This window comes from Vibrio sp. 10N.222.55.C7 (assembly GCF_041473335.1).
Lineage (GTDB): Bacteria > Pseudomonadota > Gammaproteobacteria > Enterobacterales > Vibrionaceae > Vibrio > Vibrio crassostreae_C.
Genome location: NZ_JBFRSC010000019.1, coordinates 20,975 through 44,041, shown reverse-complemented (window position 1 = coordinate 44,041; position 23,067 = coordinate 20,975). Strand labels below are relative to the sequence as shown.

Here is a 23,067-nt window from a genome sequence, read left to right as displayed (position 1 = left end):
AACGCCCTTAAGAAATAAGGGCGTTAGATTGGATTACTTAAGAAGGGTCACTTTAGTGATTACGATTGGGTCGACTGGGATGTCTGACATGCGGCCCATTCGTTTAGTTGGAATTGTTGCCATCTTTTGTACAACATCAAAACCTTCAGTTACTTTGCCGAATACTGCGTAACCTGGGTTACCACCTTTTGCGTTCAAAAAATCATTATCAGAGAAGTTAATGAAGAACTGGCGAGTTGCAGAATCTGGCGCATTAGTGCGAGCCATAGCGATCGTTGCTGTATCATTCTTTAGGCCGTTGCTGCCTTCATTTTTGATAGGAGCATAAGTCGCTTGTTGATTCATCTCTTGATCGAAGCCGCCACCTTGCGCCATAAAGCCAGGAATAACACGGTGGAAGATAGTACCTTCGTAGCTGCCGTCAGCAACGTACTTTAAAAAGTTCTCAGCACTAACTGGTGCTTGCTCTTGGTTAAGCTCGATAGTGAAGTCGCCTAATGTTGTTTCTACGTTCACTTTAGGACCAGCCCAAACGCTCACGCTCACTAGCATTAATGCAATAAAAGATAGAATGCGACCCATTAGAAACGTTCCTTCATGTAAGTTTGTAGCTCTTGGTCATTGGCAATCTCTTTCAATACCAAGTTGATTACATCGTTAAGCACCATCGCGATATCATCGTTTGAAGCGCTTAATGCACCTGTGCGAGTAGCAGTACCGTTGAATGTTTTAACGAGCTTACCTTCCGGTGTTTCAGCGGTAACTTCAAGCGTTACTTTACCGTCCATTTTGTTTTCCATAATGGTGTGTTCTACGGTAACGAGTGCTTCTTGAATTTCTAAAACAATTGAGTTTTCACTGTTTACGCTTGCACGAAAACCTTGAGACTCTAACTGTTGAGCCACAGCGTTTTCTAGAGAAATACGCATGTTTTGCTTAGCATGAATTGGCTGAATGTTTGAACGGCCACTATCAACCAATGCAACATATTGAGCGGCACGAACATCTTTACTGGTTAGTGTGTATGTTTTACCTTGTACAAGGTTGCTTGAGCTTAGTGAAGCTTCTGGCATTACATTGATCTGTTCTTGCTGAGGGGCTGAACATGCTGTCAAAGCCATAATAGAAGCAGCCAAAATCAGTTTTTTCATTCCTTTATCCTTTCTAAATTCACACTAGAAGCTCGGTATCTTAAATTCTTGTGAAGTCGTTTCTGCTTATTTATTAAAATTCGCAGGTTCTCTTGTTGCTTGTAATATCTCAAATTTTTGGTTTAGTTCAAGCGTTTCAACGTTAGCTTCACCAAATAGTCTTGCTAGTTTGACATCGTATCCGAGGTGTCGGTTGCCAATAACAATTAATTTGCCTCCATTGCTTAGAACATGCTTTGCATCACAGAACATTTGCCACGCAATGTGATCCGTAATCGCTTGTTGCTGATGGAATGGAGGATTACACATCACTAAGTAGGTGCTGTTTTTCTTGAAGCCATCTAAACAGTTGTTGGCGATGAACTGGAAGTTGCCTTCTTCACCAAGGTTATCTTTGACGTTTTGGCGCGCCGATTCCACCGCCATAAAGCTTTCATCCACACAGGTGATACGGGCTTGTGGGTTCAATTGCCCTGCTTTTACACTCAATACACCGTTGCCACAACCAAGATCGATGATATGACGTAGCTCAGGATCTTGAGGGATGTGCTCTAGCATATAGCGAGCGCCTTGATCGAGTGCTTCCCCTGAGTAAACATTTGGTAAATTTTTCAGGCGGATATCTTCACCGTCTACATCCCATTCAACAAAAGGCTCTACCGTTTGAATTGGCTGGCAGTTTGGAGATGAGAAGACTAAGCGGTGTTTTTTCTTCGCTAGTGATGTTTTGGTTTCGCCTAGGTATTTTTCGAACAGGTTAAGCGTAGAGGTGTGAATCTCTTTTACCTTGTTGACGCCGATCACTTGGCAGCCTTCAGGCAATGCTTGGCGTAGCTGGCTCAATTGCCAGATTAGGTGACGATTTGTTTTTGGCAGCTGCATGATCACAAGATCGATACCGTGTGGGATATCATCCATCGTGTTCAAGAAGTTCACTCGGTTACTTTGATTGCGCTGCAAGTTTTTCAAGGCACCACGGTGAGAGATAAATGAGTCGCTCATCATAGTGACATCATGATCTTTCGAGAACCAAGTCGATAGGGCACCGAAGCTGTCGTTCATGATCAGGATGTGTTTACCAGGTTCAAGGTTCACCTCTTCAACATGGCTAATAATGTATTCGTCGCCCGCATCCCAAGCTTGAAGGGTTTCATTTGAACGTTTCGGGAAACGATGTAAGGTCAAAGTTCTGTCGTGAAGGGTAAGTTCGGTTTTCATTGCTTGAGATACTTATGTAAGAAATAACAAAGATATTGTCTCAAATGCAGGCTGAACAAGATAGAAAAAACTCAACCAAACCTATGCCATTCGCTATGAAATACTCAGACACTCGACCTGTTAGGGTTTATACTCAGCCCACGGATAATGCCAATACGTTATTAAGGAATCACAATGATCCAAGAAGTTATCGAAACAAAATTGCACAATGAGTTTTCACCAAGTCATTTAAACGTGGTCAATGAGAGCTATATGCACAATGTTCCGGCCGGTTCTGAGAGTCATTTTAAAGTGATTGTTGTCAGTGATGTGTTTGAAGGTTTGCGTCTTATTGCTCGTCATCGAGCGGTAAATAAAGCTCTTTCAGAAGAGCTAGCGAATAATATTCACGCACTGTCCATTCACACTTATACAAAAGATGAATGGATGAAGCAGCTCGATAACGTGCCAGACAGCCCTATGTGTATGGGTGGTGGCAAGTAACACAGCGAGCATATTGACAAAAGGTGGTGATGCCGCCTTTTTTGTCGCCAAACCTATGTGTTTTTCGTTGTTATATCACTCAAACTGATGGTAATTTGAACGACTAAAAATACCTACAATGAGTAATGTTTTTATTAACAGTGTTTCAACATAACTCGTAAAATATTAGTTTGTGACAGAGTATTAATCTCTTGTTTAAAACACGATTCAAAAGCCAATCTATCTGTGCGGCTCGTCAAATTTATACATATTTGAGAGTCCATATGCTTCAAATCTCACCAAATAAACGCGGTATTCAAGTTATTGGTCATGGCATCAAGTTGTCAAAAAATGCTAGAATACGGCACCTGATAAATCTCACATAATATTTGTGATGAGTTTATTAATGTAATGTTGCGATTTTGGTATCTCAAATTTACCAAAACCGGACACTGTAATGTCGTGTCTAAGGGCGATTTTAAAACGTCCTGAATTTACGCAATTAAAAGAATCTTTTTCCCGATAAAGTAGTGCAAGTGCGTATGATTACAATAAAGAAGGGTTTGGATCTTCCTATCGCAGGAACTCCATCCCAGGTGATTAATGATGGTAAGTCCATCACTAAAGTCGCCTTGCTTGGCGAAGAGTACGTTGGTATGCGTCCTACGATGCATGCTCGCGTTGGTGATGAAGTGAAGAAAGGCCAAGTTCTTTTTGCAGATAAAAAGAACCCAGGTGTTGTATTTACTTCTCCAGCAAGCGGTAAAGTTATTGAAGTGAACCGTGGTGCTAAGCGTGTTCTTCAATCAGTAGTGATTGAAGTAGCAGGCAATGAGCAAATCACGTTCAATAGCTATGAAGCTAACCAACTAGCAAGTCTTGACCGTGAAACGGTTAAAGCTCAGTTAGTTGAGTCTGGCGCATGGACCGCTTTGCGAACTCGTCCGTTCAGCAAGGTTCCAGCAGTTGATTCTGAAACTCAGGCTATTTTCGTTACTGCTATGGATACTAATCCGCTAGCAGCTGAGCCAGAATTAATCATTAACGAGCAGTCTGATGCTTTCGTTGCTGGTTTAGATCTTCTTTCAACTCTGACTAACGGTAAAGTGTACGTTTGTAAAAAAGGTACTAGCTTACCTCGTTCAGCTCAGTCTAACGTTGAAGAACATGTTTTTGATGGCCCACACCCTGCAGGTCTTGCAGGCACGCATATGCATTACCTATACCCGGTAAATGCACAAAATGTAGCGTGGAGCATTAACTACCAAGACGTTATCGCATTCGGTAAGTTGTTCCTTACTGGTGAGATTTACTCTGAGCGTGTTGTTTCTCTGGCTGGTCCAGTAGTTAATAACCCACGCCTAGTTCGTACTCAAATTGGTGCTAGCCTTGAAGAGTTGACGGACAGCGAGTTGATGCCAGGTGAAGTTCGCCTGATCTCAGGTTCAGTATTATCTGGTGTTCACGCTTCAGGTCCACATGCTTACCTTGGCCGTTACCATCAACAGGTCTCGGTTCTTCGTGAAGGTCGTGATAAAGAGCTATTTGGCTGGGCTATGCCTGGTAAGAACAAGTTCTCTGTTACTCGTTCATTCCTTGGTCACGTGTTTAAAGGTCAGTTGTTCAACATGACAACGACAACAAACGGTAGTGATCGCTCTATGGTTCCAATTGGTAACTACGAGAAAGTAATGCCATTAGATATGGAGCCTACTTTGCTGCTTCGCGATCTATGTGCTGGCGACGTTGATAGTGCACAAGCACTTGGTGCGCTAGAGCTAGATGAAGAAGATTTAGCACTGTGTACCTTTGTATGTCCTGGTAAGTACGAGTACGGTCAGTTACTTCGTGAATGCCTAGATACAATTGTGAAGGAAGGGTAATTTTCATGGGCCTTAAAAAGTTTATTGAAGACATCGAGCATCATTTTGAACCAGGTGGTAAACACGAAACGTGGTTTGCGCTTTACGAAGCTGCAGCAACACTTTTCTACACACCAGGTACAGTTACAAAGAAAAGCTCGCATGTCCGTGATAGCGTTGACTTAAAACGTATCATGATCATGGTTTGGCTTGCGGTATTCCCAGCAATGTTCTGGGGTATGTACAACGCAGGTGGTCAAGCTATTGCAGCACTAAACCACATGTATTCAGGTGCAGAACTAGTTTCTATCATTGATGGTAACTGGCACTACTGGCTAACCGAAATGCTTGGAGCCTCCTTAGGAGCCGATGCAGGTTGGGGCAGTAAGATGCTCTTGGGTGCGACTTACTTCTTACCTATCTACGCGACGGTCTTTATCGTTGGTGGTTTCTGGGAAGTACTGTTCTGTATGGTGCGTAAGCACGAAGTTAACGAAGGTTTCTTTGTTACTTCTATCTTGTTCGCGCTTATTGTTCCGCCAACACTTCCTCTATGGCAAGCTGCACTAGGTATTACCTTCGGTGTTGTTGTTGCTAAAGAGATTTTTGGTGGTACGGGTCGTAACTTCCTAAACCCTGCACTTGCTGGCCGTGCGTTCCTATTCTTTGCATACCCTGCTCAGATTTCTGGTGACGTAGTTTGGACTGCAGCTGATGGTTTCTCTGGTGCAACAGCGCTTAGCCAATGGGCTCAAGGCGGTGGTAGCGCGCTAATGAACACGGTATCTGGTGAGACGATCACTTGGATGGACGCATTCATTGGTAACATTCCAGGTTCTATCGGTGAAGTATCAACGCTTGCACTTATGATCGGTGCTGCAATGATCGTATACATGGGCATTGCTTCATGGCGCATCATTGCTGGTGTTATGATCGGTATGATTGCTGTATCAACATTGTTTAATGTGATCGGTTCTGACACTAACGCAATGTTCAGCATGCCTTGGCACTGGCACCTAGTTCTAGGTGGCTTCGCATTTGGTATGTTCTTCATGGCAACAGACCCTGTATCAGCGTCATTTACCAATGGTGGTAAGTGGTGGTACGGCATCCTAATCGGCGCAATGTGTGTAATGATTCGTGTAGTTAACCCTGCATACCCAGAAGGCATGATGCTTGCGATTCTATTCGCAAACCTATTTGCTCCTCTGTTTGACCACGTTGTAATCGAGAAGAACATTAAGCGGAGACTAGCGCGCTATGGCAAGTAATAACGATAGCATTAAAAAGACGCTGTTTGTTGTTATCGCATTGAGCCTAGTGTGCTCAATCATCGTTTCAACAGCTGCAGTTGTTCTTAAACCTAAGCAACAAGCTAACGCGGTTCTAGATCAGCAAACTAAGATCCTTGAAGTTGCGGGCATTGAACTTGCGGGTAATATCCCTGAACTGTACGCAGAGAACATTGAACCTCGTCTAGTTGATTTCGCTACTGGCGATTTCGTTGACGGCGATGCTGCTGCATACGACCAACGTAAAGCGGCAAAAGATCCAGCTCAGTCAATCAAGCTTTCAGCTGAAGATGACATCGCTAAGATCCTTCGTCGTGCTAACACGGGTACTGTATACCTTGTGAAAGATGGCGCTGAAACTTCTAAAGTTATCATCCCTGTTCACGGTAACGGTCTATGGTCAATGATGTACGCATTCGTTGCGGTAGAAACTGATGGCAACACAGTTTCTGGTATCACTTACTACGAGCAAGGTGAAACTCCTGGACTTGGTGGTGAAGTTGAGAACCCATCTTGGCGCGCTCAATTCGTTGGTAAGAAATTATTCGACGAAAACCACAAACCTGCTATTCAGGTTGTTAAAGGTGGCGCTCCTCAAGGTTCTGAGCACGGTGTAGATGGCCTTTCTGGTGCAACACTGACTAGCGTTGGTGTTCAACATACATTTGACTTCTGGTTAGGTGATATGGGCTTTGGTCCGTTCCTAGCAAAAGTTCGTGACGGAGGTCTGAACTAATGTCTAGTGCAAAAGAAATTAAAAAGAGCATCTTAGCGCCGGTGTTGGACAACAACCCAATCGCGCTACAGGTTCTTGGTGTGTGTTCTGCTCTTGCGGTAACCACTAAGCTAGAAACAGCATTTGTTATGACTATCGCGGTAATGTTCGTTACTGCTCTGTCTAACTTCTTCGTTTCTTTGATCCGTAACCACATTCCTAACAGTGTGCGTATCATCGTTCAGATGGCAATTATCGCATCACTAGTAATCGTGGTAGACCAAGTGCTTAAAGCATACCTATACGATATCTCTAAGCAGCTATCTGTATTCGTAGGCCTAATCATTACTAACTGTATTGTAATGGGTCGTGCTGAAGCATTCGCAATGAAGTCTGCGCCAATCCCATCTCTAATCGATGGTCTTGGTAACGGTCTTGGTTACGGTTTCGTTCTTATCACTGTTGGTTTCTTCCGTGAGCTTCTAGGCTCTGGCAAACTATTTGGTATGGAAGTACTACCTCTAGTGAGCAACGGTGGTTGGTATCAGCCAAACGGCTTGATGCTTCTAGCACCTTCTGCATTCTTCCTAATTGGTTTCTTGATTTGGGCAATTCGTGTGTTCAAACCAGAACAAGTAGAAGCGAAGGGGTAAGGTAGTCATGGAACATTATATTAGTCTGCTAGTTAAATCGATTTTCATCGAAAACATGGCGCTTTCTTTCTTCCTAGGTATGTGTACATTCCTAGCGGTATCTAAGAAAGTTAAAACTTCTTTTGGTCTTGGTGTTGCGGTAGTTGTAGTACTTACAATCGCTGTTCCTGTAAACAACCTTGTTTACACACACATCCTGAAAGAAAACGCGCTTGTTGAAGGTGTCGATTTAAGTTTCCTTAACTTCATCGCATTCATCGGTGTTATCGCGGCACTTGTACAAATCCTAGAGATGGTTCTAGACCGTTTCTTCCCACCTTTGTACAACGCACTAGGTATCTTCCTTCCACTGATCACAGTTAACTGTGCAATCTTTGGTGGTGTATCTTTCATGGTAACTCGTGACTACAACTTTGCTGAATCTGTTGTTTACGGCTTTGGTTCTGGTGTGGGTTGGATGTTAGCTATCGTTGCTCTTGCGGGTATCCGTGAGAAGATGAAGTACTCTGACGTACCTCCAGGTCTACGTGGCCTTGGTATCACGTTCATTACTGTTGGTCTGATGGCGTTAGGCTTTATGTCTTTCTCTGGTGTTCAACTGTAGGGTAAGCACCCAGTAATAAGGAATAACAAATGTTTAGTATTATTCTTGGCGTAGCGATGTTTACCATTATTGTACTGGCTCTAGTACTAGTGATTCTTTTCGCTAAGTCTAAGTTAGTACCATCAGGTGACATCACTATTTCAGTAAACGGCGACCCTGAAAAGGCGATCGTTACTCAACCTGGTAGCAAGCTACTTGGTGCCCTGGCTGGCGCTGGTATCTTCGTATCTTCTGCTTGTGGTGGCGGTGGCTCTTGTGGTCAGTGTCGTGTAAAAGTTAAGTCTGGTGGTGGCGACATCCTTCCAACTGAACTTGATCACATCACAAAAGGTGAAGCTCGCGAAGGCGAACGTCTTGCATGTCAAGTTGCTATGAAAACTGACATGGAGATTGAACTAGACGAAGATATCTTTGGTGTTAAAAAGTGGGAATGTACTGTTATCTCGAATAACAACGAAGCTACTTTCATCAAAGAACTTGCGCTAGCAATCCCTGAAGGTGAAGAAGTACCGTTCCGCGCGGGTGGTTACATTCAGATTGAAGCTGAACCACATCACGTGAAATACGCAGATTACGATATTCCTGAGGAATACCGTGGTGACTGGGATAAGTTCAACCTATTCCGTTACGAGTCTATCGTTAAAGAACATTCAATCCGTGCTTACTCAATGGCTTCATACCCAGAAGAGAAAGGTATCATCAAGTTGAACGTTCGTATCGCGACTCCGCCGCCAAACAACCCTGACGTAGCTCCTGGTGTTATGTCTTCATACATCTGGTCTCTTAAAGAAGGCGACAAATGTACTATTTCTGGTCCATTTGGTGAGTTCTTTGCTAAAGACACAGACAATGAAATGGTATTCATCGGTGGTGGTGCAGGTATGGCGCCTATGCGTTCTCATATCTTCGACCAACTTAAGCGTCTTAAGTCTACTCGTAAGATGTCTTACTGGTATGGCGCGCGTTCTAAGCGTGAGATGTTCTACATTGAAGATTTCGATGGCCTAGCGGCTGCAAACGAAAACTTCGTGTGGCACTGTGCACTGTCTGATCCTCAACCAGAGGACAACTGGGACGGTTACACTGGTTTCATCCACAACGTATTGTACGAAAACTACCTGAAGGATCACGAAGCTCCTGAAGATTGTGAGTACTACATGTGTGGTCCACCGATGATGAACGCTGCTGTTATCGGCATGCTGAAAGATCTTGGTGTAGAAGATGAAAACATCCTACTAGATGACTTCGGTGGTTAATCCACTTAAGTGATTGATATTATGGCTGACTCCTACGAGTCAGCCATTTGTTTTTCTAAGACAGCTTTTGACAACATACTGGCTTATATAAGAAAGAGTAAGGCATTCAAAATACCTATTTTTTACTCTTATTTTTCCTTATATAAATCCTCAACATTAGACAGGAGTAAGCAAGTGAGAATTTGGCTTGTTGCATTAACTTCTTTGATTTTTCTTGCGGGCTGTGAGCAGTCAAGAGAGCAAGTGCATTTGAGTGGCCCAACGATGGGCACGAGTTACAATATTAAATACATCAATGGTGATGAATTTCCTGAGTCTAATGAAGTTCATACAGAGATCGATCGTCTACTTGAAGAAGTAAACGACCAGATGTCGACTTACCGTGAAGATTCCGAATTAAGCCGTTTCAACCAGCATAAAGGTGCGGATGCGTTCGAAGTATCTGAGCAAACAGCGACGGTTGTGAAAGAAGCGATTCGTTTGAACGGTCTTACTGAAGGAGCTCTGGATGTAACGGTTGGTCCGTTAGTTAACTTATGGGGTTTTGGTCCTGAAGCTCGTCCTGAAGTTGTGCCATCAGATGAAGAGCTGGCGGCTCGCAAGGCTAAGATTGGTATCCATCATCTTAGTGTTGAAGGCAACATGTTGAAGAAAGACCTACCTAACCTGTATGTCGATCTATCCACGATTGCAAAAGGTTGGGGTGTTGACGTCGTCGCTGACTACCTTGATTCTATCGGTATTCACAACTACATGGTTGAAGTCGGTGGCGAAATTCGTCTGAAAGGTTTAAACCGTGAGAACGTGGGCTGGCGTATCGCGATTGAGAAACCAAGCGTTGATGAGCGTAATATCCAAGAGATCATCGAGCCGGGTGATATGGCTATCGCAACCTCTGGTGATTACCGTAACTATTTTGAACGTGATGGTGTTCGTTACTCACACATCATCAACCCTGAAACAGGAAAGCCTCTTCACCATAAAGTGGTTTCTGTGACTGTTTTAAACCCGTCTTCAATGACTGCAGACGGCTTATCTACGGGCCTTATGGTCTTAGGTGAGGAAAAAGGAATGGAAGTCGCAAACCAACATAACATCCCAGTGTTCATGGTGGTAAAAACAGCAGATGGCTTTAAAGAAATTGCTTCTGAAGCATTTAAGCCATACTTAGGTAAATAAGGTAAGCGAGATAATTATGAATACATTTCTGATTACATTTGGTGTTTTTCTTGCAGTAATCGCAGCGATGTCAATTGGCTACATTATCCAAAAGAAAGTTGTGAAAGGTAGCTGTGGCGGTTTGGGTGCTGTTGGTATTGATAAAGTATGTAACTGCCCTGAACCTTGTGACGCGCGTAAGAAGCGTGAAGCACGTGAAGCTTACCGTGAAGAGAAGCTGGCTGAGCGTCAACAAAAAGAAGCGGCTTGGAGTAAAGACCGTATCGCTTAATTGGTGACAGTCATAGGGGATAGAGTTATCTATGCCCTCAAATTGAAAAGCTCAAGATTATCGTCTTGAGCTTTTTTAGTTTTGAGGTCTAGCAATTAATCTTGGTATACCAAAAATGGAAACAGAGGCGAATGACTATTGTTCGATTTGCATGCTGTTACGCGCAAACACTAGTTGGTTTCTACCTTGCTCTTTTGCCGTATAAAGAAGCTCATCAGCGGCTTTGATCTGCTCATCTAGCTTCGCGTCTAAATCGGTTACGCCGATACTGATACTGACCTTGATTCTTTGAGAGTCATGCTCAACAACATGGCTTTCAATGGCTTCTCTCATGGACTCTAAGTTGTCAACAAAGCTCTCAAACGAACCACACGACTGAATACAAAACTCTTCGCCACCGAAGCGTACAGCAACATCATCTTTAAAATGGTCTTTGATGATCTTGCCGACTTCCACGAGGACTGCATCACCACCATCGTGACCGTAGGTGTCGTTCACTTTCTTGAAGAAGTCGATATCCATCATGGCTATACTGCGCTGCTCACAACCTTTACATGTTTGATTGAACAGGTAACGACGGTTCCATAAGCCAGTAAGAGCATCCTCGTTGGCATGTCGAAATAGCTCGTTGGCCGCTTCTTTCATATCAAGCAGTTGATGGATACGGCAAAAAAATTCTTCTTGGTTAAAAGGCTTGTAAAGGAAGTCGTTAGCCCCCGCTTTAAGGAATCGAGCTGTCATGGTGCGATCATCGCTGCCTGATAACCCTAGAATAGCCAACTGGCTTCTGTCGTGATCGCGTCGTATCTCACGGATCATCGCTATACCGTCTTTCTTCGGCATATCATGGTCTGTAACAACGAACGTAATATCGGGATCGTTATGAAGGAGCTTTAATGCTTGTTCGCCATCTTCGGCTTGGATAGTTTGGATATATTGGTGTTCTAGAAGTTGAGCTATGTAACGGCGAACGACCGCTGAATCATCGACAACCAATGCTTTGTGATGGCGATTATTCGAAATTCTTTGAACCAGGGGAAGTAGGTAGCTTACTGATGACATACTGTCTTTAAGTATGTAATCGATAACGCCTTTGGCTAGGACTTGCTCTCGCAGTTGATTGTCGAACATCCCGGTCAGGACAATGATTTTCTGTTGATAGCCTAAGACGAGATCAATGATCTCGCCGTCTTGGCCGTCAGGTAAACAGTAGTCGAGGACTGCACACAAGAAATCCGTTTCTTGCTCTAAGATCGCTTTGGCTTCTTCTACAGATTCCGCCAACGCAACTTCATAGCCATCGTTCTTAAATTGTTGGTAAAGATAGTTTCTGAATGCGCGACTATCCTCTACCACTAGTATTTTTTCACTCAAAAGCTATCCCTACTTATAGACTAAATACTCGTTAACAATAGTATCAGAAGAGCTCATGGCTATTGAAGAGAAACCTCTTTAGCTGGACTCGAGATCGTTTTAAATCTGATAATAATTGGATTATACTGTTTATAGATACAGTTGTAAGGTCGAGTGATTCCTAGATGTGTAGTGCGGGTGAAGAGAAAGTAAGAAAAATAATTCATGTTGATATGGATTGTTTTTACGCTGCTGTAGAAATGCGTGATAACCCTGCTTACCGAAATCGCCCGTTAGCTGTTGGTGGGCATGAAAAGCAACGTGGTGTTTTGAGTACCTGTAATTACGAAGCCCGCAAGTTTGGTGTTCGCTCTGCAATGCCGACCGGAAAAGCCCTGCAGCTTTGTCCTAATCTATTGGTTGTGCCGGGAAGAATGTCGGTCTATGTCGAGATATCTAAAAAGATCCGTGAAATCTTCTCTCGATACACATCAATCATTGAACCACTTTCCTTGGATGAAGCTTTCCTTGATGTCACCGATTCTAAGCGGTGTCACGGTTCAGCAACACTTATTGCCGAGTCTATTCGCCGTGATATTTGGAACGAACTGAACCTGACAGCTTCTGCAGGAATTGCACCGATTAAATTCTTGGCGAAAGTGGCCTCAGATCTGAATAAGCCCAATGGTCAGTTTGTTATCCCTCCACAAGACGTGCAATCAGTGATCGATGAGCTACCACTTGAAAAGATTCCCGGTGTTGGCAAGGTGAGCATTGAAAAGCTGCATCAAGCAGGTTTCTTTACTTGTAAGGATATTAAAGAGTCTGACTATCGAGACCTCCTACTCAAGTTTGGCCGTCAAGGTGCATCACTCTGGAAGCGCAGTCATGGCATTGATGATCGAGAAGTTATCATCGAGCGCGAGCGAAAATCGGTAGGCGTAGAGCGCACCTTCACTCAAAATATTTCAACTTACGCTGAATGTTGGCAGGTAATCGAAGACAAGCTATTTCCTGAACTCGAGACTCGCTTAGAAAAGGCTAGTCCAAGCAAAGCGATCATCAAGCAGGGCATTAAGCTCAAGTTCGCCGATTTTCAACAAACCACGATTGAGCACATCCACGCCTCTCTCGATCGTGAACACTTCAAAGAGCTGCTTAGTGAAATACTGAAAAGACAACAAGGGCGAGAGATACGCCTACTTGGTTTAAGTGTAATGCTGCAACCCAAAGACCAAATGCGTCAGTTGAGCTTCTTTTAAAGATAATGAGTGAGATGAATACCGACTACGCTTCATAGCCTAGTCGGTTTTTTATAAGTAAGAATTACCTAGGAAGTTGTTTTACTCGCGCTAAGGTATCACTGAACGGTTGCTGCTCTAGCTTGCCGTAACCGACCATTTTACTGGCTTTGAGTTTGGTTGAAAGCGGGGTGGCTATTCCACATAAGAAGCGAGTAATTGCCTCGTCGGTAATCAGTTGTTGGCTAGCCGAAATAAACTCATGTATCCATGTCATCACCGTCTCATCATCGATAGGTTCAACATCAACGGTTGGTAAGATTGCCACTTCTCCTCGACATACAGAGCAGTGACCGCAGTTTGTTGGTGCTTTATCATCGGCAAAATAACTCGCAAGGCGTGAGCTTAGGCAAGTATCTGCCTCAAAGAAATTCAGCATTTGGTTAAGGCGGTTTATCTCGCTGTTTTCTTTTGCTTTAAACAACTCAGTTAGACGCTCTGACAGTTGCATCATATCTTCAGAAGTATTGTGGATCGCGTAGACATCGGTGATCTGCTTGCTCTCCAATTCAATCCAACCTTGTTCATTGAAGTAATCGATAGCTGCAATTACGCGCTGACGATCGGCTTGGAAGTGTGTCCAAAGCGCATCGAAGTCGATTTGGCACCACACTCTTGCTTGAGGAGAGCATTGGAAAATCGCTTCGACAAATTGACGACGTTCACTTTGAAATTGCTCTGTGATCTGCTGTTTCGGACGAATGAACTTAAATTTGTAGTCTGCGAAGTAGCTGTACTTGGGCTCAATCACACCTTCAATTTCGAGATACACCAGTAGTGTTTTTAGCGGTAACTGACGAATGTTGGATTCACGTGATAGTTGATTAAGCATGATCTCCCATTGATTCGAGCCAGAAGCGCCAATGTTTTGATTTTCGTAGATCTCTTTTAATACCGCTTGGATCGATATGTTGTCTGGCGTATCACCAAAAACGAAGTTCTCGAGTGTGCTTAAACCGTGTTTGTTAGCCAGTAAAATACATTCAGACGCTTGCCCATCTCGACCAGCTCTGCCGATCTCTTGTGAGTAGTTTTCGATCGATTTTGGTAAGTCAAAGTGAATCACTCGGCGAATGTTGGACTTATCCACGCCCATACCAAACGCGATAGTTGCGACGATACAGCTCACGTCATCATTCATGAATTGGTGTTGAATAGCATCTCTATTTTCAGGCTTAAGACCCGCATGGTAAGCCACTGCATTAACGCCAGCATTGCGAAGCTGCTGAGCCACCATCTCTGCCGTTTGTTGAAGGGTGACATAAACAATAGTCGGAGCGAGAGAAGCTTGGTTAACCACATTGCACAAGGTTTCTAGCTTACTGGTTTGTTCACAAGGTTGAATCGACAGATCGAGATTTTGACGATAGAAACCCGTAACCACAACGCGCTCCTCATCAATTTCAAACTTTGACTTCATATCTTGGATAACCGCTGTAGTCGCAGTGGCTGTCAGTAGTAGAACCTGAGGAATGTTGAGCTGTTTTTGGTATTGAGGAAGCTTCAGGTAGTCGGGTCTGAAGTTGTGTCCCCATTCTGAAATACAGTGCGCTTCATCGACCACAAGCAGTGAGATCGACACTTGGGAGATAAACTGACGAAAGCGTTCGTTCTTCAAGCGCTCGACGGAGATCATGAGGATCTTGGTGTCACCGTTACGCACTGACTGCATAACCTGCTGTGTGGTTTGTCGGTCTTGGCTTGATTCGATTGCCGCTGCGCTAATGCCTTTACTGTGCAGGAAAGCGAGTTGGTCTTTCATCAAGGCTAACAGTGGCGATATCACCAAGGTTAAGTGCGGTAACTCTAATGCTGGTAATTGATAGCACAGCGATTTACCTGAGCCTGTCGGGAATATCGCGGCAGTCGAGTGACCAGATAGAACGTTATCAATGACTTGCTTTTGCCCATTGCGCAGTGAGTCGAATCCGAATACTTGTTTTAGCTTCTGCTCAATCATTTATGTTCTACCTGAGTTATTAAGTGTCGTATTGATGCTAAAGCGGGCGCCCATTCATGATAGCGTCGCTTGATGAATCAAATGTCTTGCACCTGATTGTACCTAATTCTATTCTGTAGCTCCTATAGAAAAGCACCCCAATAGTATGAATAAGTCTGAGCTTCGCCAAATAATCATAGAGCAACTTGAATCCCGATTACGTATCGCACAATCTGCTACTCAACGCGCTATTGATGCTGCGACAGATGAAGAGACAGTGCCTGAACATAAGTACGATACATTGGCATTAGAAGCTTCGTATCTCGCCCATGGTCAAGCGGTGAGGGTACAAGAGTGTGAAGACGATATTCAGTGTTATCGTAACTTAGTGTTGCGTGATAGTGAGAAGGTTACGGTGAGCAGTTACGTTGTGGTCATTGACGAGCATGATCAATATAAACACTTTTTTATGGGGCCGAGAGTCGGCGGACTTTCTGTCACGTGGAATGAGAATGAGATTGCCATCGTGACGGCAAATGCACCTTTTGGCCAGGCTCTAATGGGTAAAGAAGTTGGTGATGAGATTGAGTTTAAGGTCGCAGATAAACAGTTTTGCTACGAAGTTATCTCTATCGACTAACTAACTGACTAATAGATATAAAACGTTTCTCTGACAAAGGAGCATATACCAAGGGTATAGTAATCTGTCAGATTGATGAGAGGATGTTATGAAAAACAATGTATTTATGAAAAACAGTGTATTAATTGCATCACTAACAGCGGTTATCGCTGTTGTGAGCTTGCCAACGTTTGCTGCTCAGTGTCGAGTTGATTTGAAGAATGAACTACGAATTGATGACCAAAAAGTCGAAATCCATCAAGTGAATGGTGATACGGCCGTTTTTGATGATAACAACGACCTCTATATTCATGGTGAGAAGGTTGAGCTTGATGCCGACCAACAAGCGGCGATTGAGAAATATCGCGAAAACATGAGTGAGTACTTACCTCGAGCGAAACAAATGGCCAACGATAGCTTAGCGTTAGCCAATGACGTGATTGATGATATCGCGGCTAGCCTGGATTCACCTGAGTCATTTGATAATGTAAAAGAATCAATGAAAACCTACTTTGCAGAACTGGAAGCGCGTTATTACAAAGATGGCGAATTAGTGTTGCCTGCAGAAAGCTTTGATTCGATGGCCAATGGTTGGTCTGAAGATTTCGAGAAGGCGAAAGAAATCTTTAACCAAGAATTTATCTCTAGCGCTTTTAATGCGATGTCAGAAAAAATGAAACAAGACGGTGGCCTAAACCTGACTGAACTGGCTGACAGTATGGCTGAATTAAAGCTGAAAGTTGAAGAGCGAATGAAAGAACACTCTCAACAAGTACAGGAGGAAGCGAATGAGTTCTGTGATTCACTTGATGAGATGGCAGAACAAGAGCAAGAACTGCATGAAATCATTCCGAACTTAAAAGATTACCAAGTCTTCACAATTTAATTCGAGTCTAGTGATGAATAGTAAGAGCACCGGTCGGTGCTCTTTTTGTTTGTATAAATGGAACCACACGGCGAGTATTTATCTCAATTCAATCCATTTCCTTCTTAAGCCTACTGCTTCGCTTTGTTGCTTATAATTGAACGATAAGACTGGTTTTTTGTTAATTTTGTTGTTCTAAATAGCGCATTGATTGTAAAAATCAGAGAATTGTTCATTTATTGGTTGTGCCTATCATTGCTTTTTATTACTGTACTTCTCAACTAGTTCACTGATTTTTAATGCGGGCGATATGGACCAACAATCTTCCTCTTCAAGAGAGTACTTTAGCTCTCGTTTAGGTTTTATTTTAGCAGCGGCTGGTGCAGCGGTTGGCTTGGGTAATATTTGGGGTTTCCCGACTCAAGTTGCTAGCAACGGTGGTGGCGCTTTCCTTTTAGTCTATTTGATCATGATCTTCGTGGTTGCTTTCCCTATGTTGGTGGTTGAGATGGCTATAGGCCGTCACGGCCAAGCAAACCCAGTTGATAGCATGCGATCTTTGACGACAAACCCTTTGGGTAAGAAAGTCGGTGAGTTTGTCGGTTGGGTTGGACTGAGTGTACCAAGCGCAGTGTTGGCGTTTTACAGTATTGTTGGTGGCTGGTTGATCTGTTTCCTAATTGGTGCGGTCGCGGATCTTATCGGCCTAGAAGCGATTGCTGATTGGTTTAAGGGCTTCAGTGTTGAGCGCAACGTATTTGGTACCGTCGTGTTCTATGTACTGACTATCTTGATTGTGCAGGGCGGTGTTAAGCAAGGCATCGAGAAATGGTCGACTCGTTTGATGCCTGCGCTGTTTGTTTTATTTGGCTTATTGTTTGTTTACATCATGACGCAATCTGGCGCGATGGAAGGCCTAAAACATTACCTTATTCCAGACTTTGAGAAAGTGTGGGATAGAAAACTGATTCTGGCGGCAATGGGACAGGGGTTCTTCTCACTCACTATTGGCGGTTGCTCGATGTTGGTTTATGGCTCTTACTTAAGCAAGAAAGAGAACCTACCAAAAATGGCGATGAACGTAACTCTGGTGGATACTGCTGTCGCTTTTATTGCTGGATTAGTGGTGATGCCAGCAATGTTTGTTGCGATGCAAAAAGGCGTTCAAATCTACGCTGAAGACGGCTCACTATTAAGCTCTGACACTCTAGTATTCACGGTTTTGCCGTTGATGTTTGATAGTTTAGGTGTGCTTGGACAGATCTTTGCGATTGTGTTCTTTTTACTACTAACGATTGCTGCACTGACTTCTTCGATTTCGATGCTTGAAGGCCCGGTTGCGCTAGTGAGTGAGCGTTTCAATACTAGACGAACGCCAACAAGCTGGGTGATTGGTGGTGCTATCGCGCTGTTTAGTGTGGTGATTGTTTACAACTTTGCTGCGATGTTTGGCATGGTAGCGATGATTGCAACTCAGTATCTTCAACCAGTCGCTGCACTGATGTTCTGTGTGTTTGGTGGTTGGGTATGGAGCCGAGCTTCAAAAGTGAAAGAGCTTGAACAAGGCAGTCCTGATTTTCAACTTGGTTGGTTTGGTAAGGTTTGGCCAATGTATGTGAAGTTTGTGTGCCCAATTTTGGTAGCAACGGTTATCTGGGCATCTTTCGGTTAATGCAGAACCCTATCTGGGCTTTTTGAAATTACCTCCTCTGAACTTGAAATATTAAGCACAAAGCCACTCATAAAGAGTGGCTTTGTTGTTTTTATATAAAGCTTAGTGGCACGAAATATAAAGCTATAGCGGCACGAACAAGATAGAAAAAAGGCGCTGAACATAATATTCAGCGCCTTTGCATTGTTCGTTAAGCAATCGTGATTACTTAATTTCCATACCTTGAGCTTGCAAGTCCGCATGGTAAGAAGAACGTACAAACGGGCCACACGCTGCGTGAGTAAAGCCTAGCTCTAGAGCAATCTCTTTCAGCTCATCAAACTCAGAAGGCGGCACGTAGCGTTCTACTGGTAAGTGGTGACGGCTTGGTGCTAGGTATTGACCTAGTGTCAGCATAGTCACACCATGTTCGCGAAGGTCTTTCAGTACTTGAACGATCTCTTCTTTTGTCTCGCCAAGACCCATCATCACACCTGATTTTGTTGGGATATCAGGGTGCTGCTCTTTGAATTTCTTCAGTAGATCAAGAGACCACTTGTAGTTCGCACCTGGACGCGCTTTACGGTATAGACGTGGCGCTGTCTCTAGGTTGTGGTTGAAAACATCTGGCGGGTTGTCTTTCATTAGGTCAAGCGCAACGTCCATACGACCGCGGAAGTCTGGAACCAGTGTTTCGATACGAATATTTGGGTTGAGTTCGCGAATCTCACGGTTACAGTCAGCAAAGTGCTGAGCACCGCCGTCACGCAAGTCATCACGGTCAACTGAAGTGATTACAACGTACTTCAGTTTCATGTCTTGAATTGTTTTAGCCAGTTTCTTCGGCTCTTCAGCTTCAGGAGCAACAGGACGACCATGGGCAACATCACAGAACGGGCAGCGACGAGTACAGATAGCGCCAAGAATCATAAACGTTGCCGTACCGTGGTTGAAACACTCGGCTAGGTTAGGGCAAGACGCTTCTTCACAAACTGAGTGCAGGTTGTTTTCACGCATTGCTGATTTGATTTCTTGAATACGATGGCTGTCTGAAGGAAGTTTAATCTTCATCCATTCAGGCTTACGTAGAACTTCTTTCTGTTCAGCAGGCATATTCTTTACGGGAATTAATGCCATTTTGTCAGCGTCACGATATTTAACGCCTTTTTCCATTTGGATTGGTTTGCTCATGATTTTATGCTTCTGCTGTAATGTTACTGGTGGCTTGAATGTCTACTTGGTCATAGCCGAGTAGCTCTACGAGCTCTTGTATTAACTGTTGCTCAACGTTTTCTAGTTCACTTGGTCCGCCGAGTTGGCTTACCTGCGCCATTTCCATACCTTGGTAACCACATGGGTTAATACGTAGGAATGGAGACAGGTCCATATCGACGTTGAGTGCTAACCCGTGGAACGAGCAGCCACGTCGAATACGTAATCCAAGTGAACAGATTTTCTTGCCATCGACATAAACACCAGGAGCGTCAGGTCGGGCAGCTGAATCTATATTGTAAGCTTTCAGAGTATTGATTACGAGGTTCTCGATATGAGTAACCAAATCACGTACTCCGAATTTCTTGCGGCGGATGTTAATCAGAAAGTAAGCCACTAATTGGCCTGGGCCGTGATAAGTCACTTGGCCACCGCGATCGCTTTGTATTACAGGGATATCACCAGCATTTAATACATGCTCAGCTTTGCCTGCTTGTCCTTGAGTGAAGACAGGGTTGTGTTCAACCAACCAAACTTGGTCTACGTCTTCTTCCGTGCGTTCGTCTGTGAACTTATGCATGGCTTTCCATACAGGTTCGTAATCCTGACGGCCTAATTTTTTTACGATTAGCTTATTTTGCAAAGCTGCACTCCCTCAAGGATTAATAAAGTGAACGCATTATAAACGCGAAACATGATTCTAACTACAGACGGACTGCAAGGTTTTTCAACTTTCTTTGTATTTATTGAAAATTAAGTTGAATGAATTTGAGCTAGATAGGGTGCTTTAAACAAAAACAGCGGCAATAAGCCGCTGTTTTTCATGTGTAATCGGAGATTACAGAACCATACGAACGATTTCGATCTCGCCCAGTTCTTTATAAAGAGTTTCTACTTGCTCAATTGAAGTCGCAGTAATATTGATAGAAACAGAGTGGTAGTTACCTTTCGCACTTGGTTTTAGCGTTGGGCTGTAGTCACCAGGAGCATGACGCTGGATCACTTCTAGTACTAGCTCAGTCAGTTCTGGCTTAGCGTGGCCCATTACTTTGTAAGTGAATGAACAAGGGAACTCTAAGAGGTCTTTTAGTTTTGCATCAGAATTGATGTTCATGATTAGCTCCAAAAGGCTAGACTCTCGCAAAGTGGCGAAAAGTCGATAAAAAGCGTGTTCGGTCAACAGACACGAGTAATAATGCGGAATATTACGTGTAAATATCGCCGAACTCAAGATCAACAAAAGCCGCACATGGCGGCTTTTGGTTCGCTAATGAGTAAATCATGAACTTACTCATTAGGTTAGCTATACAACAAGCTTGGGTTTTACCTAGAACAAACCTTTTGCTTGTTTAGAATAAACCCTTGAACAGAAGAACTAGGTAGTCCCATAGACGGCTGAATAGGCTGCCTTGGTCTACATCTTCAAGTGCTAGTAGTGGGTATTCAGCAACGTCTTCACCGTCTACTTGGTAGAATAGTTTACCAACTACATCGCCTTTGCTGATTGGCGCTTCTAGCTCTTTCTCAAGAACGAAGCTTGCCTTCAGGTTCTTAGCTTGACCACGAGGTAGCGTTACGAAAGTATCTTCGTCGACACCCAGTGCAACTGTGTCCTTGCTACCCATCCAGATCTTCTCTTCTACGAAGGTTTCACCGGCTGTGTGTGGTGCCACTGTTTCAAAGAAGCGGAAGCCGTAGCTAAGCAGTTTTTTGCTTTCTGTTTTACGAGCATTCGCATTCTTGGTGCCCATAACTACAGCCACTAGGCGCATTTTGCCTTCTGTCGCTGAGCTTACTAGGCTGTAACCTGCATTGCTTGTGTGGCCCGTTTTGATGCCATCAACGTTCATGCTCTTATCCCATAACAGACCGTTACGGTTGTATTGGGTGATGCCGTTGTATGTGAATTTCTTCTCTGAGTAGATACGGTACTCGTCTGGTACGTCGCGAATCAGCGCCTGACCAAGTAGCGCCATATCGTAAGGCGTTGAGTATAGGTTCGGGTTGTCTAGACCGTGCACGTTAGCAAAGTGCGTGTCTTTCATGCCGATAGAGCTTGCCCAAGCGTTCATTAGGTCAACGAATGCATCTTCAGAGCCAGCGATGTGTTCAGCCATAGCAACACATGCGTCGTTACCTGATTGAATGATGATACCGCGGTTTAATTCTTCAACTTTAACCGTAGTGCCCACTTCAACGAACATCTTAGATGAATCTGGGAAGTTTTTAGCCCAAGCATTTTCACTGATTACAACATCGTCGTTTAGGTTGATGTTGCCACGGTCGAGCTCTTGGCCGATCACGTAGCTCGTCATCATCTTGGTTAAACTTGCTGGAGAAAGCTGAGTATTCATCTCTTTCTCTGCTAGTACTTTGCCTGAATGGTAATCCATCAGAACAAAACCTTTAGCGGCGATTTGAGGTGCATCAGGAACAACAATAGGAGCGGCGAATGACGATGTAGCTATCGTTGCAGAAAGAGCAACAGAAGTAGCAAAAATCGATTTAACAAGTTTATTAGATTTAATCATTTTGAATGCAATTATTTGGTGAACTATTCATATATTAACAGAATCACTCTGTCACACCAGAGCGCTGATTACCAGAAGTAACTGTTAGATTAATTAGCGAGTTAGGGTGTGTTTTTTTATATAAGCTGACGGGTAACCCATTAGCTTAACTTGTTCTAATTTCTCTTGAGTCAGAGCATAGTCATGAAATGGCCCAATCATCAGACGGTAGTTGTCATCATTTGGCTGCAAGAACGTTGCTACTTCTAGCTTTTCGGCTAGATCTTTCGCTAACTTTTCGGTCCTATCTTCATGTGGAGATGTTGCGACTTGAATAATAAATTGCGGTAAAGCAGCCTTTTTATTTGCGTCGGTTGGCATAGCCACAGTAATGACTTCAATCTCAACATTTGCCGTGCCGGTTCTCAACACATCGAGCTTGTAAGCTGCCGCATAACTAAGGTCAATGATTCGGCCTTCATGGAATGGGCCGCGGTCATTGATACGAACAATTGTCGTTTTGTTGTTGTCAGTATTCGTCACTTTTACATAGCTTGGAATTGGCAATGTTTTGTGCGCCGCAGACATCGAATACATGTCGTAGATCTCGCCGTTCGACGTTAAGTGGCCATGAAATTTCTTACCGTACCAAGAGGCTTTGCCTTTCTCAGTAAACCCTTCGGTCTTCTTTACGATCTTGTAGTCTTCGCCACGTAAAGTGTAATCCGTGTTACCACCTAAACTATAAGGTTCATACTGAGGGTGAGCATCCTCGAGATGCTCTACTGAGATCGGTGCGTCTGGTGCAATATCTGAATCAATATCGTAGCGGCCTGTTGGCTGCTTTGAAGAACAACCATTGATTAAAATCGCTAGCCCCAAGATAGAGACTATTTTTTTGATTGGCAGTTCTTCAACCAAGGATGCTTTTTTTTGAAACGTTGTAATAGACAT

Annotated in this window: 23 protein-coding genes; 13 read left to right on the top strand and 10 right to left on the bottom strand. The window is 43.7% G+C overall.

The features are described 5' to 3' along the window. Positions 1 to 33: 33 nt before the first annotated feature. The 3 genes from AB4482_RS06655 to AB4482_RS06645 all read right to left on the bottom strand — a co-directional run bounded on the left by AB4482_RS06655 (position 34) and on the right by AB4482_RS06645 (position 2,369). Positions 34 to 582: a peptidylprolyl isomerase gene (locus AB4482_RS06655; protein ID WP_102480753.1), complete on the bottom strand. Its 549-nt coding sequence runs from the start codon at positions 580 to 582 to the stop codon at positions 34 to 36. Beyond that, on the bottom strand, positions 582 to 1,151 hold the full coding sequence (locus AB4482_RS06650; protein ID WP_048663688.1) for a YajG family lipoprotein: 570 nt from the start codon (positions 1,149 to 1,151) through the stop codon (positions 582 to 584). The genes AB4482_RS06655 and AB4482_RS06650 overlap by 1 nt, the downstream gene beginning before the upstream one ends. Before the next feature lie 66 nt (positions 1,152 to 1,217). Continuing rightward, positions 1,218 to 2,369 carry a methyltransferase gene (locus AB4482_RS06645; protein ID WP_372131411.1) on the bottom strand — a complete coding sequence of 384 codons (1,152 nt, stop codon included), beginning with the start codon at positions 2,367 to 2,369 and terminating at the stop codon, positions 1,218 to 1,220. A gap of 174 nt (positions 2,370 to 2,543) precedes the next feature. On the opposite strand from AB4482_RS06645, the gene bolA reads away from it, so the two are divergent. The 9 genes from bolA to nqrM all read left to right on the top strand — a co-directional run bounded on the left by bolA (position 2,544) and on the right by nqrM (position 10,663). Beyond that, positions 2,544 to 2,852: a transcriptional regulator BolA gene (bolA, locus tag AB4482_RS06640; RefSeq protein WP_017064186.1), complete on the top strand. Its 309-nt coding sequence runs from the start codon at positions 2,544 to 2,546 to the stop codon at positions 2,850 to 2,852. A 521-nt stretch (positions 2,853 to 3,373) separates the two neighbouring features. Next, entirely contained in the window at positions 3,374 to 4,714 is a 1,341-nt protein-coding gene (locus tag AB4482_RS06635; RefSeq protein ID WP_032545690.1) for a Na(+)-translocating NADH-quinone reductase subunit A, read from the top strand. A 5-nt stretch (positions 4,715 to 4,719) separates the two neighbouring features. Then, positions 4,720 to 5,964 carry an NADH:ubiquinone reductase (Na(+)-transporting) subunit B gene (locus AB4482_RS06630; RefSeq protein WP_010439046.1) on the top strand — a complete coding sequence of 415 codons (1,245 nt, stop codon included), beginning with the start codon at positions 4,720 to 4,722 and terminating at the stop codon, positions 5,962 to 5,964. Further along, entirely contained in the window at positions 5,954 to 6,721 is a 768-nt protein-coding gene (locus AB4482_RS06625) for a Na(+)-translocating NADH-quinone reductase subunit C (RefSeq protein WP_017059911.1), read from the top strand. Before AB4482_RS06630 ends, AB4482_RS06625 begins: the two co-directional genes overlap by 11 nt. Beyond that, complete coding sequence (locus AB4482_RS06620) at positions 6,721 to 7,353, top strand: NADH:ubiquinone reductase (Na(+)-transporting) subunit D (protein WP_008223083.1); 633 nt, start codon at positions 6,721 to 6,723, stop codon at positions 7,351 to 7,353. The genes AB4482_RS06625 and AB4482_RS06620 overlap by 1 nt, the downstream gene beginning before the upstream one ends. Positions 7,354 to 7,360: 7 nt before the next feature. Next, a complete protein-coding gene (nqrE, locus tag AB4482_RS06615) occupies positions 7,361 to 7,957 on the top strand; it encodes an NADH:ubiquinone reductase (Na(+)-transporting) subunit E (protein ID WP_009848375.1) in 597 nt (198 codons plus the stop codon). Positions 7,958 to 7,986: 29 nt separating this feature from the next. Further along, positions 7,987 to 9,213 carry an NADH:ubiquinone reductase (Na(+)-transporting) subunit F gene (gene nqrF, locus AB4482_RS06610; protein WP_017059912.1) on the top strand — a complete coding sequence of 409 codons (1,227 nt, stop codon included), beginning with the start codon at positions 7,987 to 7,989 and terminating at the stop codon, positions 9,211 to 9,213. 174 nt (positions 9,214 to 9,387) lie between these two features. Beyond that, positions 9,388 to 10,392, top strand: a complete 1,005-nt coding sequence (locus tag AB4482_RS06605) for an FAD:protein FMN transferase (protein WP_017059913.1) — start codon at positions 9,388 to 9,390, stop codon at positions 10,390 to 10,392. A 16-nt stretch (positions 10,393 to 10,408) separates the two neighbouring features. Beyond that, on the top strand, positions 10,409 to 10,663 hold the full coding sequence (gene nqrM, locus AB4482_RS06600) for a (Na+)-NQR maturation NqrM (protein ID WP_009848378.1): 255 nt from the start codon (positions 10,409 to 10,411) through the stop codon (positions 10,661 to 10,663). A gap of 135 nt (positions 10,664 to 10,798) precedes the next feature. Here nqrM and AB4482_RS06595 read toward each other — a convergent pair whose 3' ends face one another. Beyond that, positions 10,799 to 12,037 carry a response regulator gene (locus tag AB4482_RS06595; protein WP_372180717.1) on the bottom strand — a complete coding sequence of 413 codons (1,239 nt, stop codon included), beginning with the start codon at positions 12,035 to 12,037 and terminating at the stop codon, positions 10,799 to 10,801. Positions 12,038 to 12,201: 164 nt separating this feature from the next. Here AB4482_RS06595 and dinB point away from each other — a divergent pair, with 164 nt between their 5' ends. Next, positions 12,202 to 13,278 (top strand): DNA polymerase IV, encoded by a 1,077-nt coding sequence (gene dinB, locus AB4482_RS06590; protein WP_017071277.1) that lies wholly within the window; start codon positions 12,202 to 12,204, stop codon positions 13,276 to 13,278. Between the two features lie 64 nt (positions 13,279 to 13,342). Here dinB and AB4482_RS06585 read toward each other — a convergent pair whose 3' ends face one another. After that, the gene (locus AB4482_RS06585; protein ID WP_372138954.1) at positions 13,343 to 15,277 is read right to left on the bottom strand and encodes an ATP-dependent DNA helicase RecQ; all 1,935 of its coding nucleotides are present in this window, start codon (positions 15,275 to 15,277) and stop codon (positions 13,343 to 13,345) included. A gap of 145 nt (positions 15,278 to 15,422) precedes the next feature. Here AB4482_RS06585 and AB4482_RS06580 point away from each other — a divergent pair, with 145 nt between their 5' ends. The 3 genes from AB4482_RS06580 to AB4482_RS06570 all read left to right on the top strand — a co-directional run bounded on the left by AB4482_RS06580 (position 15,423) and on the right by AB4482_RS06570 (position 18,412). Further along, entirely contained in the window at positions 15,423 to 15,896 is a 474-nt protein-coding gene (locus AB4482_RS06580; RefSeq protein WP_017059917.1) for a GreA/GreB family elongation factor, read from the top strand. 88 nt (positions 15,897 to 15,984) lie between these two features. Continuing rightward, positions 15,985 to 16,761, top strand: coding sequence for a YggN family protein (locus tag AB4482_RS06575; protein ID WP_137001977.1), 777 nt, complete (start codon positions 15,985 to 15,987; stop codon positions 16,759 to 16,761). Positions 16,762 to 17,050: 289 nt separating this feature from the next. Then, on the top strand, positions 17,051 to 18,412 hold the full coding sequence (locus AB4482_RS06570; protein WP_372138953.1) for a sodium-dependent transporter: 1,362 nt from the start codon (positions 17,051 to 17,053) through the stop codon (positions 18,410 to 18,412). 204 nt (positions 18,413 to 18,616) lie between these two features. Here AB4482_RS06570 and lipA read toward each other — a convergent pair whose 3' ends face one another. The 5 genes from lipA to AB4482_RS06545 all read right to left on the bottom strand — a co-directional run bounded on the left by lipA (position 18,617) and on the right by AB4482_RS06545 (position 23,067). After that, positions 18,617 to 19,582, bottom strand: coding sequence for a lipoyl synthase (lipA, locus tag AB4482_RS06565; RefSeq protein ID WP_372180716.1), 966 nt, complete (start codon positions 19,580 to 19,582; stop codon positions 18,617 to 18,619). Between the two features lie 4 nt (positions 19,583 to 19,586). Next, positions 19,587 to 20,246, bottom strand: coding sequence for a lipoyl(octanoyl) transferase LipB (lipB, locus tag AB4482_RS06560; protein ID WP_004737632.1), 660 nt, complete (start codon positions 20,244 to 20,246; stop codon positions 19,587 to 19,589). Between the two features lie 195 nt (positions 20,247 to 20,441). After that, on the bottom strand, positions 20,442 to 20,720 hold the full coding sequence (ybeD, locus tag AB4482_RS06555; RefSeq protein ID WP_026084358.1) for a DUF493 family protein YbeD: 279 nt from the start codon (positions 20,718 to 20,720) through the stop codon (positions 20,442 to 20,444). A gap of 232 nt (positions 20,721 to 20,952) precedes the next feature. Further along, positions 20,953 to 22,134 (bottom strand): serine hydrolase, encoded by a 1,182-nt coding sequence (locus tag AB4482_RS06550; protein WP_017068508.1) that lies wholly within the window; start codon positions 22,132 to 22,134, stop codon positions 20,953 to 20,955. Positions 22,135 to 22,227: 93 nt separating this feature from the next. Next, entirely contained in the window at positions 22,228 to 23,067 is an 840-nt protein-coding gene (locus AB4482_RS06545) for a septal ring lytic transglycosylase RlpA family protein (protein ID WP_048615264.1), read from the bottom strand.

What these genes read in the sequence shown, in the direction of transcription:
- AB4482_RS06650 (WP_048663688.1), bottom strand. Translation starts at nt 1,151, where the DNA reads ATGAAAAAACTGATTTTGGCTGCTTCTATTATGGCTTTGACAGCATGT.
- AB4482_RS06635 (WP_032545690.1), top strand. Translation starts at nt 3,374, where the DNA reads ATGATTACAATAAAGAAGGGTTTGGATCTTCCTATCGCAGGAACTCCA.
- bolA (WP_017064186.1), top strand. Translation starts at nt 2,544, where the DNA reads ATGATCCAAGAAGTTATCGAAACAAAATTGCACAATGAGTTTTCACCA.
- AB4482_RS06580 (WP_017059917.1), top strand. Translation starts at nt 15,423, where the DNA reads ATGAATAAGTCTGAGCTTCGCCAAATAATCATAGAGCAACTTGAATCC.
- AB4482_RS06570 (WP_372138953.1), top strand. Translation starts at nt 17,051, where the DNA reads ATGGACCAACAATCTTCCTCTTCAAGAGAGTACTTTAGCTCTCGTTTA.
- AB4482_RS06625 (WP_017059911.1), top strand. Translation starts at nt 5,954, where the DNA reads ATGGCAAGTAATAACGATAGCATTAAAAAGACGCTGTTTGTTGTTATC.
- AB4482_RS06585 (WP_372138954.1), bottom strand. Translation starts at nt 15,277, where the DNA reads ATGATTGAGCAGAAGCTAAAACAAGTATTCGGATTCGACTCACTGCGC.
- AB4482_RS06620 (WP_008223083.1), top strand. Translation starts at nt 6,721, where the DNA reads ATGTCTAGTGCAAAAGAAATTAAAAAGAGCATCTTAGCGCCGGTGTTG.
- nqrF (WP_017059912.1), top strand. Translation starts at nt 7,987, where the DNA reads ATGTTTAGTATTATTCTTGGCGTAGCGATGTTTACCATTATTGTACTG.
- AB4482_RS06575 (WP_137001977.1), top strand. Translation starts at nt 15,985, where the DNA reads ATGAAAAACAATGTATTTATGAAAAACAGTGTATTAATTGCATCACTA.
- AB4482_RS06630 (WP_010439046.1), top strand. Translation starts at nt 4,720, where the DNA reads ATGGGCCTTAAAAAGTTTATTGAAGACATCGAGCATCATTTTGAACCA.
- nqrM (WP_009848378.1), top strand. Translation starts at nt 10,409, where the DNA reads ATGAATACATTTCTGATTACATTTGGTGTTTTTCTTGCAGTAATCGCA.
- dinB (WP_017071277.1), top strand. Translation starts at nt 12,202, where the DNA reads ATGTGTAGTGCGGGTGAAGAGAAAGTAAGAAAAATAATTCATGTTGAT.
- AB4482_RS06545 (WP_048615264.1), bottom strand. Translation starts at nt 23,067, where the DNA reads ATGTCTATTACAACGTTTCAAAAAAAAGCATCCTTGGTTGAAGAACTG.
- AB4482_RS06550 (WP_017068508.1), bottom strand. Translation starts at nt 22,134, where the DNA reads ATGATTAAATCTAATAAACTTGTTAAATCGATTTTTGCTACTTCTGTT.
- nqrE (WP_009848375.1), top strand. Translation starts at nt 7,361, where the DNA reads ATGGAACATTATATTAGTCTGCTAGTTAAATCGATTTTCATCGAAAAC.
- lipA (WP_372180716.1), bottom strand. Translation starts at nt 19,582, where the DNA reads ATGAGCAAACCAATCCAAATGGAAAAAGGCGTTAAATATCGTGACGCT.
- AB4482_RS06655 (WP_102480753.1), bottom strand. Translation starts at nt 582, where the DNA reads ATGGGTCGCATTCTATCTTTTATTGCATTAATGCTAGTGAGCGTGAGC.
- AB4482_RS06645 (WP_372131411.1), bottom strand. Translation starts at nt 2,369, where the DNA reads ATGAAAACCGAACTTACCCTTCACGACAGAACTTTGACCTTACATCGT.